Origin of the sequence: Lentzea alba (assembly GCF_011067745.1) — a bacterium.
GTDB lineage: Bacteria > Actinomycetota > Actinomycetes > Mycobacteriales > Pseudonocardiaceae > Lentzea > Lentzea alba.
On sequence record NZ_JAAMPJ010000001.1, the window covers coordinates 342,025 to 357,401 of the forward strand.

The following is a 15,377-nucleotide window of genomic DNA, read 5'->3' on the forward strand; positions in this document are numbered from 1 at the left end:
CCACCCACAAATGGTTGGATCGACACGTGAGGCACTTCGACCTGGTCATCATCGGCACCGGCTCCGGCAACTCCATCCCCGACGAAGCGATGGCGGGCTGGCAGATCGCCATCCTCGAAAAGGGAACCTTCGGAGGCACCTGCCTGAACGTGGGCTGCATCCCCACCAAGATGTTCGTCCACACCGCGGACCAGGCCGCAGCCCCGGCCAACGCCAAAAAACTAGGCGTGGACGCCACGCTTGACGCCGTCCACTGGCCAGAAATCCGCGACCGCATCTTCAACCGAATCGACCCGATCTCGGCAGGCGGCCGGAACTGGCGCGCCAACGAGAACGCCAACGTCACCGTCTACGAAGGCACAGCAACCTTCGAAGACGCGCACACGATCAACACCGGCACCGGAGAACGAATCACCGCCGACCGGATCGTGATCGCAGCCGGCAGCCGCCCGAGCATCCCGGACGTCGCCGACCTGGACACCACCGGCTTCCACACCAGCGACACCATCATGCGCCTGGACGAGCTGCCCGAGAGCCTGATCATCCTGGGCAGCGGCTTCATCGCCTCCGAGTTCGCGCACGTGTTCAGCAGCTTCGGCGTCAAGGTCACCGTGATCGCCCGCTCGAACCTCCTGCTCCGCCACGAGGACCTGGAGGTCGCCGAGCGCTTCACCGAGATCGCGAAGCAGAAGTGGGACGTCCGCCTGCAGCGCAAGACCATCCGCGCCGAAAAGACGGCGAACGGCGTGAAGCTCCACATGGAGGGCCCCGACGGCGCGGAAACCGTTGAGGCGGAACTACTCCTCGTCGCGACAGGCCGCCGGCCGAACACGGATCTGCTCGAAGTCGACAACGCGGGCATCGAGACCCATCCGGACGGCCGGATCAAGGTCGACGAGTACCAGCGCACCAGTCAGCAGCACATCCTCGCGCTGGGCGACATCAGCTCCGACTACCAGCTCAAGCACGTCGCCAACCACGAGGCCCGCGTCGTCAAGCACAACCTGCTCAACCCCGACGACCAGATCAAGAGCGACCACCGGTTCGTCCCGGCCGCGGTGTTCTCCAGCCCGCAGATCGCTAGCGTCGGCCTCACCGAGGAGCAGGCGAAGGCCGCGGGGATCCGGTACGTCACGGCGAGCCAGGCCTACGCGAGCATCGCCTACGGCTGGGCGATGGAGGACACGACCGGATTCGCGAAGCTGCTCGCCGATCCGGCCACCGGGCAGCTCATCGGCGCGCACATCATCGGCCCGCAGGCGTCGACGGTGATCCAGCCGCTCATCCAGGCGATGAGCTTCGGGCTGGACGCGAAGTCCATGGCACAGGGGCAGTACTGGATCCATCCGGCGATGCCCGAAGTGGTCGAGAACGCGCTCCTCAACCTGCCGCTGGACTGAAGGCCTCGAACGACAGGGACTTCCGCAACTGCCGGAAACCGCACTCGCCCACCACGATGCAGCGATGACTGACAGAGTCCTCGTCGCGTACACCTCGAAAATCGCCGCCACCGACGAGATCGCCGAGATCATCGGCACCGAGCTCGCGGGCTGTGGGCTGAGAGTCACCGTGCTCTCGGTCGCCGCCGCGCACACGCTGCACGGGTTCGGTGCCGTGATCATGGGCGACGCCGCGGCGCGTGACGCGCATCGGTTTGTCCGGCGGCACAAAGCTTCGCTGAAACACACGCCCATGTGGTTGTTCCACCGCGGCGCTCCACCCGTGCCGAACGACGTCACGCGCATGGTGCGCAGGCTCGGCGCCATCGGGCCCGTGAGCTTCGGCGGTGCGGCACCGGACTGGGACCGGGCGCAGGCCTGGGCCCGGTACCTCGCCGATCAGCTCACGGTGCTGCACCGCGGGTTTGCTTCCAACTAGGCCTGGATGATGCGGACGTTGTTGCCGGCCGGGTCGCGGAAAACGCAGTCACGCGCACCCCACGGCTGATCGGTCGGCTCCTGCACGACGTCGCCGCCGCCCGCCTGCAGCTTGTCGAACACGCCCTCGAGGTCAGGCGTGGACAGCTGGATGTAGCCGTACGAACCGCCCTCGATCATCTCGGCGATGGCGGTCTTCTGCGTGTCCGTGAGGCCCTCGGCCATGGCCGGCGGCTCCAGCACGACAGCGGAACCCGATCCGGCCGGGGCGACCGTGATCCAGCGCATCGCGCCCTGGCCGACGTCGCCGCGCACTTCCCAGCCGAGCAGGTCGCGGTAGAACGCGAGCGAGGCGTCGGGGTCGGTGTGCGGGAGGAACGTCGCGTGAATGTTGATGTCCATGCCGACAACGCTAGAAGCAGCGGAAACACACCGCTTCTCGATTCCTGACTAGATGTACCGCGGGCGCCCGGCGATCATGCCCAGCACGGTCAGCGCGGCGAGCAACGCCAACTGCAGCACCAGCGACACCGTCCACGTGCCGGTCGCTTCACGCAGCACGCCGAACGCGAACGGGCCGGAGGCCGCGATCAGGTAGCCGAGGCTCTGCGCCATCGCGGACAGCCGCGCGGTGTCCGAAGTGGACTTCGTGCGCAGCGACATGACGAGCAGCGCCAGCGGGAACATGCCCATGCCGAACCCGATCAGCACCACCCACAGGCCAGGGACAAGAGCCGGCGCCACCAGCATGCCCAGGATGCCCGCGAACGACAGCGCGCCGAGCGCCAGCACCATCGGGCCCTGGTTGGAGAACCGCGCGGCGATCGGCGGCACGAACAGGCTCACCGGGACGCCGAGCAGCATCGACACCGCGAGCAGCATGCCGGCGGTGTTCCGGTCGACCCCGGCGTCCACGAGCATGGCGGGCAGCCAGCCCATCACCGTGTAGGCGAACAGCGACTGCAGACCGAAGAACACGGTGATCACCCACGCCAGCGGGCTGCGCAGCAACGAGCGCTTCTCGGCCGGCGCGGCCGACCGGACCACGGTCGACGAGGCCCCGTGCCGCGCACCGGCGAACCACACGATCACCGCACCGGCCGACAGCAGCGCCCACGCGCCGACGGCGAGCCGCCACGAGCCGAGGTAGTCCTCCAGCCGTGGTGTGAGAGCAGCGGCCAGCGCGGCACCGGCGGCGAGCGTTCCCGTGTAGACACCCGTGAGCAGGCCGACCTTGTTCGGGAAGGACGCCTTCACCACGACCGGGATCAGCACGTTGGACACCGCGATGCCCGCACAGGCGATGAAAGTGCCGCCCAGCACGACCCACGGACCGTCGATCACGCGCAGCACCAGGCCGAGCGTGAGCACCCCCAGGGAAAGTCCGATCGCGCGGGCCATGCCGAGGCGGCGGCCGAGCCACTGCGCCGCGAACGCCGCGAAGCCGAAACAAAGCGCCGGAACGGCCGTCAACGCACTGGTCCAAGCGGCCGAAACCCCCAGGGCGGCGCGGACATCGCCGAGCACCGAGGCCAGACTGGTCACCGCAGGGCGGAGATTCGCCGCCGCGAGGGCGACCCCGATCGCGAGCAGCGTGGACCCGACCAGCGGAACGTGACGATTCTTGACGACCGTCACCCTGCGACCTGGATCGGTGGCAGTCTGTGCGGAACTAGTCGTCTGTTGAATCGTCACGCGCACCACTATCGCAGACGTAGGATGTTCGGATGAAAGGATGACGCTGTGCCGTTGGCCACTACCCGACGAGCGGGGCTCGTCGACCAGGTGATCGAGCAGATGCGCAGCGCGATCACCACTGGCGAATGGCCCGTCGGGCAGCGCATCCCGCCCGAGCCCGAGCTGGTCACCGCGCTCGGGGTGGGTCGGAACACGGTCCGGGAGGCCGTGCGCGCGCTCTCCCACGCCGGGCTGCTGGAGGTGCGGCAGGGCGACGGCACGTTCGTCCGCGCGACCAGCGAGATCTCCGGCGCGGTCCGCCGCATGTGCGGGACCGAGCTGAAGGAAGTCCTCCAGGTCCGCCGCACGCTGGAGATGGAAGGCGCGCGGCTCGCCGCCAAGCACCGCACCGACGCCGAACTGGCGCGCCTCACCGAGTTGCTGCAGAAGCGCGACGCGGCGATGGAGGCGGAGCAGTGGGCCGAGGTGATCGAGCACGACACCGCGTTCCACGTGCTGCTCGTGCAGTGCTCGCACAACACGCTGCTGGCGGAGCTCTACCAGGGCTTGACCGAGGCCGTCAAAGCTTCGGTGGCGGCATCTGTCGACACCAGCCAGCCTGGGACCGACCAGGTGTCGCACACCGGCCTGCTGCACGCGGTCCGCGACGGCGACCAGGAGAAGGCGGCCATCGAGGCGGGCGGGTTCTTCGAGGAGTTGATCGAGAAGTTCTGCTGATCGCGAGCTGAATCCGGCCAACGCGGACCGAACCTGTCCGCATGAGCTCATAGCGTGGGGGCCATGGAGATCACGCCGTTTCGCATCGAGGTCCCGCAGGCCGAGGTCGACGACCTCCGCGCCCGCCTGGTCAACACGCGGTGGCCGGAGGAGGACATGCCGGGCGTCGGCTGGTCCTACGGCATCCCGCGCAGCTATCTGCGCCCGCTCGCCGAGTACTGGGCAACCGGGTTCGACTGGCGCGCGCAGGAGGAGCGGATCAACTCCTACCCGCAGTTCACGACCGAGATCAGCGGGCAGCGCGTCCACTTCCTGCACATCCGCTCGGAGAACCCGGACGCGGTGCCGTTGCTGCTGATCCACGGCTGGCCGGGCTCGTTCGTCGAGTTCCTGAACGTGATCGAGCCGCTGTCCGCGGACTTCCACCTGGTGATCCCGTCGATCCCCGGTTTCGGTTTCTCCGGACCGGTCCGCAGACCCGGCTGGAACGTCCTGCGCGTCGCGTGGGCGTTCGCGAAGCTGATGGAGGGCCTGGGCTACGACCGCTACGGCACCCAGGGCGGCGACTGGGGTTCGGGCATCGCGCAGGAGATCGGCCGGGTCTTCCCCGAGCACGTCATCGGCGTGCACGTGAACATGCTGCTTACGTTCCGCCCGCAGGGCGTCAACGACCTGACGCCGGAAGAGCTCCGCGCGCTGGAAACGCTGGACCACTACCAAAAGGAACTCTCGGGCTACATGCACATCCAGCGCACCCGGCCGCGGACGCTCGGGTACGGGCTGACCGACTCACCGGCCGGGCAGCTGGCGTGGATCGTGGAGAAGTTCCACGACTGGACCGACAACGACGGCGTGCCCGAGGACGCGGTGGACCGCGACCAGATGCTGACCAACGTGTCCATCTACTGGTTCACCGGCACGGCGGGCTCGTCCGCGCAGCTCTACAAGGAGCAGTCGGCGTCGTGGGGCCAGCAGCAGCCGACCACGGTGCCGACCGGTGTCGCGGTCTTCCCGCACGACATCGGGGCGCCGGTGCGATCGCTGGCGGACAAGCTGATCCCGACGATCGTGCACTGGACGGAGTTCGACCGCGGCGGTCACTTCGCCGCGATGGAGGAACCGGACCTGCTGGTCCAGGACATCAGGAAGTTCTTCGGATCGCTGTGACCACAACACTTTCCAACCGCACTCTCAACCGCACGCTGCTCGCGCGGCAACTGCTGCTGGAGCGGACGTCCATGCCGATCGTGCAGGCCGTCGAGCACCTCGGCGGACTGCAGGCGCAGGCACCGATCCCGCCGTACCTGGCGCTGTGGACGCGACTCGAGGCGTTCCAGGTCGACGCGCTGAGCAGGCTGATCATCGACCGCTCGCTGGTGCGGATGACGCTGTGGCGCGGCACGTTGCACCTGATCTCCGCGGACGACGTGTTCCTGATGCGCACGGCGTTGCAGCCGGAGCTGAACAAGTGGGCGCGCACCGTGATGCCGCCGGCCACCAGGGTCGACATCGATCTGGACGCGCTGGCCCGGATCACCCGCGAGTACGTCGACACCGAACCGCGCACCGTCGCGGAGGTCAGCGCGCACCTGGAACAGCACTTTCCCGGGGCGACAGGGCTGTCGACGCAGGCGCAGATGCTGGTGCCGATGGTCCAGGTGCCACCGCGCGGGATCTGGGGCGTCGGCGGGGTGCCGCAGAACGTCGCGATGGCCACGTGGCTCGGGCGGGAGCTGCCGGCCGAGGCGGCGGTGCCGGAGCTGATCACGCGGTACCTGCGGGCGTTCGGGCCGTCGACGCTGGCGGACGTGCAGGCCTGGTCGCGGCTGACCGGGTTGAAGACGCACGCGGCCGGTCTGGATCTGGTGCGGTACCGCAACGAGGACGGCAAGGAGCTTCTCGACGTGCCGGACGGGGTGATCGTGTCCGAGGACGTGCCCGCGCCCGCCCGGCTGTTGCCGGCGTTCGACAACGTGTTGCTGGGGCACGCGGACCGGACGCGGATCATGAGCGAGGACGCGCGGTCGCGGTGGGGTTCGGTGCGCAACGGCGTGTTCCCGCCGACGTTCCTCGTGGACGGGTTCCTGCACGGCACGTGGAACGTCGTGGAGACCAAGGACGTCGCGACGCTGACGATCGAGCCTTACTTCAAGACCACGAAGAAGGAACTGGCGGGTGTGGTCCGCGAGGCCCAGGCGGTGCTGAAGGTGATCGCACCGAAGAAGGAGCACGTGATCGCTGCCCCATAGGGCAGCTTTTCGTGCCCTTGAGGGTGTCTGGCGGTCGTGTTCCACGCGACAGGGCTCGGCCACGCTCGTCGCATGGTCTCCGCACGCCGGTCAGCCGACGCCGAGGTCACGGGCGCTCTCACCGACGCCAAACGGAAGGCGGGCCCCGCTGTCGGCCCGCACGCCCTGCTCGCGCTGCAACGCGACGCGGGCAACGCGGCCGTGGGCGCGCTCATGGCGGCCAAGCAGAAGCAGCCGGACGCGACGGCGCTCGGCCACATCGACGCGGCGCTCAAGGAGGTCCGCGGCAGCGAGCCGGAGATCGACACGGTCGAGAAGGGCCTCAAGGCGGCCCAGTCGGCCGGTGTGCCGGTGACGCTGGAAGGCCCGAAGCCGCCCGCGTCCGCGCTGGCCGTGACGACGACGGGGTTCGGCCCGAACGCGGTGCAGCCCAAGAAGCCGACGCCACCCGCGAAACCGGTGCCCGCGAAGTCCAAGCTCGGCACGGCGGGCGCTCGTCCGGCCGCGAAGTCCGGTGGTGCGTCGGCGAAACCCGCCGCGGCGCCGGCCGTTCCCGCGGTGGCCGCGGCAGATCCGGCGTTCCTCCAGGTCACCGAGAAGGTCAAGGGCTTCGCGGCGGCCAAGAAGGCGCACCCGCCCGCCGCGGCGAAGGCCAAGGAGGCGCAGGACGCCGCGCAGGCTCCGGCGGACGACCTGGCCGGGCAGGCGAAGGCCTCGAAGGTCGACGCGATGGACGCGCAGCAGGCGGGTTCGTTCGACAAGCAGGCGTTCATCGCGGCGGTGAAGACGGCGATCGAGGCGAAGTCGCCCAAGACGTTGCAGGAGGGCACCTCACCGCAGGGCAAGGCCGACGGGGTCGCCGCCGAGGTGAAAGGCATGGTCTCCCAAGGCAAACAGAGCCAGGCCAAGGACATCACCGCCGCCACCGACGCGCCGCCCGACCAGTCGAAGGCGGTGCCGAAGCCGGTCACGCCGATGGCGCAGGAGAACCCCGGCGCGGCTCCGGCGATCCCGGCCGCAGGTGCCGCACCGAAGCCCGCGCCACCGTCCGCGACCGATCTGAGCGCCGGCAAGCAGCAGGTCGCGCAGGAACAGGGCGACGTCACCGACGAGCAGATGCGGCAGTCGAACGAACCGCAGTTCCAACAGGCGTTGGACGCAAAGCAAACCGCCGCCGCCCACGCCGACACCGCGCCAGGCCAGTTCCGCGCTCAGGAACAGCAGGTGCTCGGCCAGGCCAAGGCCGACGCCGGCGCCGCCACCGCCGCGGGCGTGGCCGGGATGCAGGGCGCCAAGGGTGCGGCGCTGGCGAAACTGGTGGCGGACAAGGGGAAGACGAAGACCAAGGACGAGACCAAGCGCGCCAAGGTGACGACGAAGATCCAGGGCATCTTCGCGGCGACCGAGGCCGAGGTGAAGAAGATCCTCGAAGGCATCGACCCGAAGGTCGAGCAGGAGTTCGCGAAGGGCGAGGCCGAGGCGCGCAAGGCGTTCGAGTCCTTCGTGGCCGCCAAGGTCGGCGCCTACAAGCAGGACCGCTACAGCGGCTGGCTCGGCGGGTTCCGCTGGGTCAAGGACAAGGTCCTCAGCATGCCGGACAAGGTCAACGAGTTCTACACCGCCGGCCGCGAGCTGTACCTGAAGCAGATGGACGGCGTGATCTCCCGCGTCGCCGACATCGTGGGCAACGACCTTTCCCTGGCCAAGCAGAAGATCGCCGCCGGCAAGGCCGAGATCGCCGCGTTCGTCAAAACGCTCTCGCCTGAGCTCGCGAAGGTCGGCGCCGACGCGTCGGCCGAGATCAACGAGAAGTTCGAGCAGCTGGAAAGCGACGTCACCGACAAGCAGAACGCCGTCGTGGACACGTTGGCCACCAAGTACGTCGAGGCACGCCAGGCCGTCGACGAACGCATCGAGGCGCTGCAGGCGGAGAACAAGGGCTTCGTCGACGCCGCGGTCGACGCGGTCAAGGGCGTCGTCAACACGATCCGCGAGCTCGCCGCGATGCTGCGCGACGTGCTGTCCCGCGCCGCCGGTGTGGTCGGCGACATCATCAAGAAACCCGTCGAGTTCCTCGGCAACCTGATCGCCGGCGTGAAGGGCGGCATCCTCAAGTTCAAGGACAACATCCTCGACCACCTGCGCAAGGGCTTGATGGGCTGGCTGTTCGGCGCCCTGGCCGAGGCGGGCATCGAGCTGCCGGAGAAGTTCGACCTGCGCGGCATCATCAAGCTGCTGGCGTCGATCTTCGGCCTCACCTGGTCGAACATCCGCAACCGCCTGGTCAAGCAGATCGGCGAGAAGGCCATGGCCGCGGCCGAGAAGGGCGTCGAGATCTTCCAGGTCCTGACCTCGCAGGGCGTAGCGGGCCTGTGGCAGATGCTGATGGACAAGCTCGGCGACATCAAGGAGACGATCCTCGCGCAGGTGAAGGACTTCGTGATCACGAAGATCATCACCGCCGGCATCACGTGGCTCATCGGTCTGCTGAACCCCGCCGCCGCGTTCATCAAGGCCTGCAAGCTGATCTACGACGTCGTGATGTTCTTCGTGAACAACGGCAGCCGCATCATGAAGTTCGTCAACACCGTCATCGACTCCGTGGCGGACATCGTGCGCGGCAACGTGAGCGGCGTCGTCAACAAGATCAACGACGTGCTCGGCCAGATGGTCCCGATCATCATCGGCTTCCTGGCGAGCGCCATCGGGCTGGGCGGCATCGGCGCGAAGATCCGGTCGATCATCGAGACACTGCAGAAGCCGGTGAACAAGGCGCTGGACTGGGTGATCAAGAAGGGGTTGACGCTGGCCGGGCCGATCATCAAGGCCGCCAAGGGGATCAGCGGCAAGGTCAAGGCGAAGGTGGCCGCGGGCAAGGCCTGGGTGAAGGGCAAGGTCGAGGCGGGCAAGAAGAAGCTGCAGGACTGGGCGGCGGTGATCCCCGGCCTGCTCGGCTTCCGCGGCGGTGGCGAGTCGCACAAGATCTGGATCGAGAAGACCGGTACCCGCCGGGTGATGGTGGCGAGCACACCGACGGAGGCGGGCGCGTTGCTCGACCACTACTCGGCCCAGGTCAACGGTTTCCCGGACGCGACGCCGAAACAGCGAACGGAGAAGACGCAGCTGCAGGGCCACGTCACGCTGGCACGCACCCGGCTGCAGAACCTGAACGCCGACGTCAAGATGCCGTACGACGAACGCGACAAGTGGGACCTCAAGAACAAGATCTCGGCGAAGCAGATGAAACTCAGGGACAGCCTGATGCTCGTCTTCGACGCCGTCCACAGGCAACGAATGCAGCTGGCGGGGAAGGTACCCGCCTACACCACCGGCGCTGGGAAGAAGGCAGCCGGAAGCGTCCGCTGCGTGGCGACCTTCCTCGTCGACTGCGTCGCCGGAGAAGGGCCCTACCCGATCAGTGGCGGTGGCAGGCCCGCGGGTACCGAGGCCGACACCAAGAAGGTCCGGGACGGGTCGAACCGCTCCGCACACCCCATGGACCGTTCCGACAGCACGACGACCGGGCAGACCGGCGGGTTCGTGATCGGTGCGACCCCAGCCTCCCGGCACACCGAGAAACCGCTCGAGCTCGTCACGCGCGCTACGGGTGACGCGACACCGGACACCCACGCCGAGGCGCGAGTGCTGTCCCAGATCACGACGTTCATCGCGAAGGATCCCGACTGGGCGAAGCGGGTGCGCACGATCCAGATCAACATCTCGCACAGCCCCTGCCCGAGCTGCACCGGCCAGCTCCTGACGTTGCACCAGCGACTGCAGAACCCCGACCTGCGCATCGCCGTCGTGCAGTGGAGCGCGCCCTACGACTGGGGTCCCACCCCGACCACCGCACAGTCGATCAGCTCGCTGCGCGGCAGCTACCGCACGCTCGGCCCGGTCACCTAGACCGCCACCTGCTTGATCACTTCCAGCGCGGCGGTGATGGCCGGACGGCGCGATGCCTGCTTGCGCCAGACCGCGTACAGCCGCCGCGTGGGAGTGGGCCGCAACGGAACCACTCGAACACCGTCCGGCACCGCCTCCCTGCCGAGTCGCGGGATCAACGCGACCCCGATCCCCTTGGCCAGCAACGCGTAGTGCGTCTGGTACTCGCTGACCCGGTAGACCAGCTCCGGCTCGATCCCCGCGCCGTGGAACGTCCGCACCAGCCAGTCGTGACAGATCGACCCTTCGGGCTGGCACATCCACCGTGCGCCGACGAGATCGGAGGGTTCGAGGAAGTCCCTGTGCACCAACGGGTGCGTCGCCGGGAGGAACACGTCCGCGATGTCCTCGCAGATCTTCATCCGCGACAGCGACTCGGGCACCGGAAGCGGAGCGTTCTGCCAGTCGTGGACGATCGCCAGGTCGAGCTCACCGCGCGCCACCGCCTCGGTGGCTTCCGGCGGGTCGACCTCCGTCAGCCGGACGTCCAACGCCGGGTGCTGCTCCATCAGGCCGGCCAGGACGTCCGGCAGCAGGCCGCGCGCCGCCGTGGCGAACGAGCCGACGCACAGGCGGCCGATCGCGGTGCCGCGTTGTTCCTCCAGGGCCACCTCGGCCTCTTCGACCAGCTTGAGGACCTGACCCGCGGTGTCGGCGAGCAGCAGCGCGGCATCGGTGAGGCGGACCCCGCGGCCCTGGCGTTCGAGCAGCGTGGTGCGGGTCTCGCGTTCCAGCTTGGCGATCTGCTGCGAGACCGCGGACGGGGTGTAGCCGAGCACTTCCGCCGCGGCACCGACCGTGCCGTAGGCAGCCACGGCGTGCAACGCCTTCAGCCTTCCCAGATCAAGCATGTAGCAATGCTAAACCCATCAGCTAAGGAAGCGGAACTGGTGCTTAATAGTTAGCTCGCGCAAGCTTGACCACATGAGTCCCCGCCACGTCCTGCTCGCCCTGCTCGTCGCCGTCATCTGGGGCTTCAACTTCGTCGTGCTGAAGATCGGTCTGGGCGAGTTCCCGCCGCTGCTGTTCTCCGCCCTGCGCTTCCTCGCGGCCGCGGTGCCCGCGATCTTCTTCGTGGGCCGGCCGACGGTGCCCTGGCGCTGGATCATCGCGGTCGGCCTGGTGCTGGGCGTCGCGAAGTTCAGCTTCATGTTCATCGCCCTCAGCGCCGGCATGCCCGCCGGGCTGTCGTCACTGGTGCTGCAGAGCCAGGTGATCTTCACGGTCCTGTTCGCCGCCGTAGTGCTGCGGGAACGGCCGCGTCCGGTGCAGATCACCGGGACGGCACTGGCGGTGGCCGGGATCGGCGTGATCGCGTGGGACTACGGGAAGTCCTCGCCGCTGCTCGGGTTCCTCCTGGTGATCGCGGCGGCGGTGTGCTTCGGCGTGGCGAACGTGCTGATGCGGTACGCCCGGCCGCCGGACGCGCTGCAGTTCATGGTGTGGGTGAGCGCGGTGGCGGTGCTGCCGCTGTTCGCACTGTCCTTCCTGACCGAGGACGTGTCGGCGCTCGGGCGGCTGAACTGGACCGGGGTGGGCGCGCTCGCCTACGTCTCGTGGATCTCGACGCTGCTCGCGTTCGGTCTCTGGGGCTTCCTGCTGCGCCGGTACGAGGGATCGGTGGTGGCGCCGTACGGCTTGCTGGTGCCGGTGTTCGGGATGTTCTCGGCGTGGGCGTTCCTCGGCGAGGACCTGACCGTGCTGCGGGCGGCAGCCGGCGGGCTCGTGTTGCTGGGGCTCGCTATCCCGCAGCTGACGGCGCGCCGGGCGGCACGAACGGAAGTCCGGCCGGAGCTCCTCGTTCCAGCAGGTCGATGACGGCCTTGGTGTCGAGGTTCTCCGCCACCAGGTCGCCCAACAGGTCCAGCTGGGCCTCGCGGGCGGCCTGGAAGCTCACCTCGCCCGGCTCGAAGTCCCTGCCCGCGCACGAGGCGGCCCACCGCAGGAACTTGCGGCGGAACGCGTCGTTCTCCAGCAGGCCGTGCCAGTGGGTGCCGAGGACGCGGTCGGTCGCCGCACCTTCGTCACCGACGAACGGGTTCTCGGTGCTGCGGACGACCTGACCGTGGTGGATCTCGTAGCCGGTGACGGGTTCGTCCCACGCGACGCTCGACGGGTTGGCCAGGGTCTTCGCGGGCTGGAAGCGGATGTCGACGTCCAGCAGACCCAGCCCGGTCACGACTCCGTCACCGGACTCGACGTCGTCCTCGATGCGCTTGGACAGCATCTGGAACCCGCCGCAGATGCCGAGCACCGGGCCGTCGAACCGCGCAATCGCGGTCGCCAGGCCGGTTTCGCGCAGCCACGCGAGATCCGAGACGGTGGCCTTGGAGCCGGGCAGCACGACCAGGTCCGCGTCCGCCAGCCGGGACGGCTCGGTCACGAACCGCACGGACACGCCGGGTTCGCACGCCAGCGCCTCGACGTCGGTGGCGTTGGAGATGCGCGGCAACCGGATCACGGCGACGCGCAACCAGTCCCTGACCGGCGGCTGGGGCCTCCCGATCACACCATCGGCGTTGTAGGACAACGAATCCTCGGCGTCGAGCCACAGCTCCTCACGCCACGGCAGCACGCCGAGCACGGGTCGCCCGGTCAGCGCCCGGAGCTGGTGCAGGCCCGGTTCGAGCAGGCGCTGATCGCCGCGGAACTTGTTGATGACGAACCCCGAGACCAACGCCTGGTCGGCCGCGTCCAGCACCGCCACCGTGCCGAAGAGGTGCGCGAACACCCCGCCGCGGTCGATGTCGCCGATGACGAGCACCGGCAGGCCGGCCCGCGTCGCCAGGCCCATGTTCGCGATGTCGTCGGCGCGCAGGTTGATCTCGGCCGGCGAGCCCGCCCCCTCGCAGACGACGACCTCGTGGTCGCGCCGCAGCGAGTCCAAAGTGGACAACACGGTGCCGAGCAGCTGCTGCTTGCGTTCGCGGTAACTCAGCGCCGAGACCTCGCCGACGGCCTTGCCCAGCACGACGACCTGCGACGTGCGATCACTGCCCGGCTTCAGCAGCACCGGGTTGAACCGCACGCTGGGCTCCTTGAACGCCGCCCGCGCCTGCAACGCCTGGGCGCGCCCGATCTCACCGCCGTCGAGCGTGACGAACGAGTTGTTCGACATGTTCTGCGCCTTGAACGGCACGACGTCGACACCCTGGCGAGCCAGAAACCGGCACAGACCGGCGACCAGGACGCTCTTGCCCGCGTCCGAGGTCGTCCCACAGATCAACATCGCGCCCCGCATGGACGCCAATGCTGCCATCATCACGGGCATGCCCACCGTCGTGCTCATGCACAGCCCGTTCCTCGGCCCGTCGAGCATGCGACCGCTCGCCGACGAACTGGCCTCCGACGGGGTGGAAGTGCTGCTGGTCGACCTGCAGATGACCGTCAACGAGGCACCGGTGCACCAGCGGCTGATCGGCGCTTTCGCGGACGCCCTGGAGGACGCCGGGGTCGACGGGCAGCTCGTGCTCGTGGGCCACAGCGGCGCGGGACCGTTGCTGCCGGGCTTCGCCGACGCGCTGGAGCTGGACGTAGCCGGCCTGGTGTTCCTCGACTCCGACCTGCCGACGCCGGGCAAGGCGTGGCGCGAGACCGTCGACCCGGCCCTGGTGCGCCAGATCAAGGCCTCGGTGCGGGACGGCAGGCTGCCGCGCTGGGACCGGTGGTTCGACTCGGACCCGCTGAAGCTGGTGCCCGCCGAACTGCGCGAGGAGATGCGCGACGAGGCGCCCGAGGTGCCGTGGGAGTTCCTGAAGGAGCAACGCCCGGTCGTCGAGTGGTCCGGGCCGTGCGGGTACGTGCTGCTGTCGTCGTTCTACGAGGACGCCGCGAACAAGGCCGAGGAGCTGGGCTGGCCCGTCGAACGCGTCGAGTCGCACCACCTGGCGGCCGCGACGTCGCCCTCGACGGTCGCGGCCGCGCTGAAGGCCGTGGTCAGCAGACTGTGAGGATCTCCGAGCCGGTGTCGGTGATGACGATGGTGTGCTCGAACTGAGCGGTCCAGCTCTTGTCCTGGGTGGTGACGGTCCAGCCGTCGTCCCACATGTCGTGCTCGTAACCGCCGAGCGTGATCATCGGCTCGATCGTGAACGTCATGCCGGGTTCGAGCACCGTCTTCATCGACGGCTCGTCGTAGTGCAGGACCACGAGGCCGCTGTGGAAGTCGCGGCCGATGCCGTGGCCGGTGAAGTCGCGGACGACGCCGTAGCCGAAGCGGTTCGCGTAGGCCTCGATGACGCGGCCGATGACGTTGATCTCACGGCCGGGCTTCGCGGCCTTGATCGCCCGCATGGTCGCCTCGTGCGTGCGCTCGACCAGCAGCCTGTTCTCCTCGGAGACGTTGCCCGCGAGGAACGTGGCGTTCGTGTCGCCGTGCACGCCGCCGATGAACGCGGTGACGTCGATGTTCACGATGTCGCCGTCCTCGACGACCGTGGAGTCCGGGATGCCGTGGCAGATGACCTCGTTCAGCGAGGTGCAGCACGACTTCGGGAAGCCCCGGTAGCCGAGCGTCGACGGGTACGCGCCGTTGTCGCACAGGAACTCGTGCGCCACCGCGTCGATCTCGTCCGTCGTAACGCCGGGAACGACGACCTTGCCGGCCTCCTGCAACGCCTGGGCGGCAAGGCGGCCCGCGATCCGCATGGCCTCGATGATCTCCGGCGTCTGCACCCACGGGTCGTTGCCGCGCGTCGGTGCGGGCTTGTCCACGTACTCGGGACGCACGATGCGCGACGGCACCTGACGACGCGGTGACTGCACACCGGGTTGCAAGACAGAACGAACGGCCATGCTCCCCAGATTAGCCGTCCGCGCCGGGGGCCACGGTCAGGAGTCCTACCTCGTCAGCGGCGGCGAGCAGACGCTTGTCGTAGGCGACGAAGGCGTG

At 68.6% G+C, this 15,377-nt stretch carries 13 protein-coding genes; 8 read left to right on the forward strand and 5 right to left on the reverse strand.

Annotated features, from left to right (window positions below; all coding sequences use genetic code 11):
* The first annotated feature begins 26 nt into the window (after positions 1–26).
* Both G7043_RS01610 and G7043_RS01615 read left to right on the forward strand, forming a co-directional pair.
* A complete protein-coding gene (locus tag G7043_RS01610) occupies positions 27–1,400 on the forward strand; it encodes a mycothione reductase (RefSeq protein ID WP_166043109.1) in 1,374 nt (457 codons plus the stop codon).
* Positions 1,401–1,464: 64 nt separating this feature from the next.
* Positions 1,465–1,878, forward strand: a complete 414-nt coding sequence (locus tag G7043_RS01615) for a flavodoxin domain-containing protein (protein WP_166043111.1) — start codon at positions 1,465–1,467, stop codon at positions 1,876–1,878.
* Here the strand turns inward: G7043_RS01615 and G7043_RS01620 are convergent.
* Both G7043_RS01620 and G7043_RS01625 read right to left on the reverse strand, forming a co-directional pair.
* Positions 1,875–2,279: a VOC family protein gene (locus G7043_RS01620; RefSeq protein WP_166043113.1), complete on the reverse strand. Its 405-nt coding sequence runs from the start codon at positions 2,277–2,279 to the stop codon at positions 1,875–1,877. The genes G7043_RS01615 and G7043_RS01620 overlap by 4 nt on opposite strands.
* Before the next feature lie 48 nt (positions 2,280–2,327).
* Complete coding sequence (locus tag G7043_RS01625; RefSeq protein WP_313887659.1) at positions 2,328–3,515, reverse strand: MFS transporter; 1,188 nt, start codon at positions 3,513–3,515, stop codon at positions 2,328–2,330.
* A gap of 105 nt (positions 3,516–3,620) precedes the next feature.
* On the opposite strand from G7043_RS01625, the gene G7043_RS01630 reads away from it, so the two are divergent.
* From G7043_RS01630 to G7043_RS01645, 4 genes are all read left to right on the forward strand, one after another.
* Entirely contained in the window at positions 3,621–4,292 is a 672-nt protein-coding gene (locus G7043_RS01630) for a FadR/GntR family transcriptional regulator (protein ID WP_166043115.1), read from the forward strand.
* Positions 4,293–4,355: 63 nt separating this feature from the next.
* On the forward strand, positions 4,356–5,459 hold the full coding sequence (locus G7043_RS01635) for an epoxide hydrolase family protein (RefSeq protein WP_207310520.1): 1,104 nt from the start codon (positions 4,356–4,358) through the stop codon (positions 5,457–5,459).
* Positions 5,456–6,541 (forward strand): winged helix DNA-binding domain-containing protein, encoded by a 1,086-nt coding sequence (locus G7043_RS01640; RefSeq protein WP_166043117.1) that lies wholly within the window; start codon positions 5,456–5,458, stop codon positions 6,539–6,541. Before G7043_RS01635 ends, G7043_RS01640 begins: the two co-directional genes overlap by 4 nt.
* Positions 6,542–6,613: 72 nt before the next feature.
* Complete coding sequence (locus tag G7043_RS01645; RefSeq protein WP_166043119.1) at positions 6,614–10,447, forward strand: hypothetical protein; 3,834 nt, start codon at positions 6,614–6,616, stop codon at positions 10,445–10,447.
* On the opposite strand, the gene G7043_RS01650 is transcribed toward G7043_RS01645, so the two are convergent.
* Positions 10,444–11,337: a LysR family transcriptional regulator gene (locus G7043_RS01650; protein ID WP_166043121.1), complete on the reverse strand. Its 894-nt coding sequence runs from the start codon at positions 11,335–11,337 to the stop codon at positions 10,444–10,446. The genes G7043_RS01645 and G7043_RS01650 overlap by 4 nt on opposite strands.
* Positions 11,338–11,410: 73 nt before the next feature.
* On the opposite strand from G7043_RS01650, the gene G7043_RS01655 reads away from it, so the two are divergent.
* Positions 11,411–12,304 (forward strand): EamA family transporter, encoded by an 894-nt coding sequence (locus G7043_RS01655; protein ID WP_166043123.1) that lies wholly within the window; start codon positions 11,411–11,413, stop codon positions 12,302–12,304.
* Here G7043_RS01655 and G7043_RS01660 read toward each other — a convergent pair.
* Entirely contained in the window at positions 12,228–13,727 is a 1,500-nt protein-coding gene (locus tag G7043_RS01660; RefSeq protein WP_166044883.1) for a cobyric acid synthase, read from the reverse strand. The genes G7043_RS01655 and G7043_RS01660 overlap by 77 nt on opposite strands.
* Before the next feature lie 28 nt (positions 13,728–13,755).
* Here G7043_RS01660 and G7043_RS01665 point away from each other — a divergent pair, with 28 nt between their 5' ends.
* A complete protein-coding gene (locus tag G7043_RS01665) occupies positions 13,756–14,436 on the forward strand; it encodes an alpha/beta fold hydrolase (RefSeq protein WP_166043125.1) in 681 nt (226 codons plus the stop codon).
* On the opposite strand, the gene map is transcribed toward G7043_RS01665, so the two are convergent.
* Positions 14,423–15,280 (reverse strand): type I methionyl aminopeptidase, encoded by an 858-nt coding sequence (gene map, locus G7043_RS01670; protein ID WP_086665666.1) that lies wholly within the window; start codon positions 15,278–15,280, stop codon positions 14,423–14,425. The two genes, G7043_RS01665 and map, sit on opposite strands and share 14 nt — an antisense overlap.
* Between the last annotated feature and the right edge of the window lie 97 nt (positions 15,281–15,377).

Coding starts and splice junctions, on each gene's coding strand:
- G7043_RS01615 (WP_166043111.1), top strand. CDS start 1,465: ATGACTGACAGAGTCCTCGTCGCGTACACCTCGAAAATCGCCGCCACC.
- G7043_RS01620 (WP_166043113.1), bottom strand. CDS start 2,279: ATGGACATCAACATTCACGCGACGTTCCTCCCGCACACCGACCCCGAC.
- G7043_RS01635 (WP_207310520.1), top strand. CDS start 4,356: ATGGAGATCACGCCGTTTCGCATCGAGGTCCCGCAGGCCGAGGTCGAC.
- G7043_RS01645 (WP_166043119.1), top strand. CDS start 6,614: ATGGTCTCCGCACGCCGGTCAGCCGACGCCGAGGTCACGGGCGCTCTC.
- G7043_RS01650 (WP_166043121.1), bottom strand. CDS start 11,337: ATGCTTGATCTGGGAAGGCTGAAGGCGTTGCACGCCGTGGCTGCCTAC.
- G7043_RS01655 (WP_166043123.1), top strand. CDS start 11,411: ATGAGTCCCCGCCACGTCCTGCTCGCCCTGCTCGTCGCCGTCATCTGG.
- G7043_RS01660 (WP_166044883.1), bottom strand. CDS start 13,727: ATGCGGGGCGCGATGTTGATCTGTGGGACGACCTCGGACGCGGGCAAG.
- G7043_RS01665 (WP_166043125.1), top strand. CDS start 13,756: ATGCCCACCGTCGTGCTCATGCACAGCCCGTTCCTCGGCCCGTCGAGC.
- map (WP_086665666.1), bottom strand. CDS start 15,280: ATGGCCGTTCGTTCTGTCTTGCAACCCGGTGTGCAGTCACCGCGTCGT.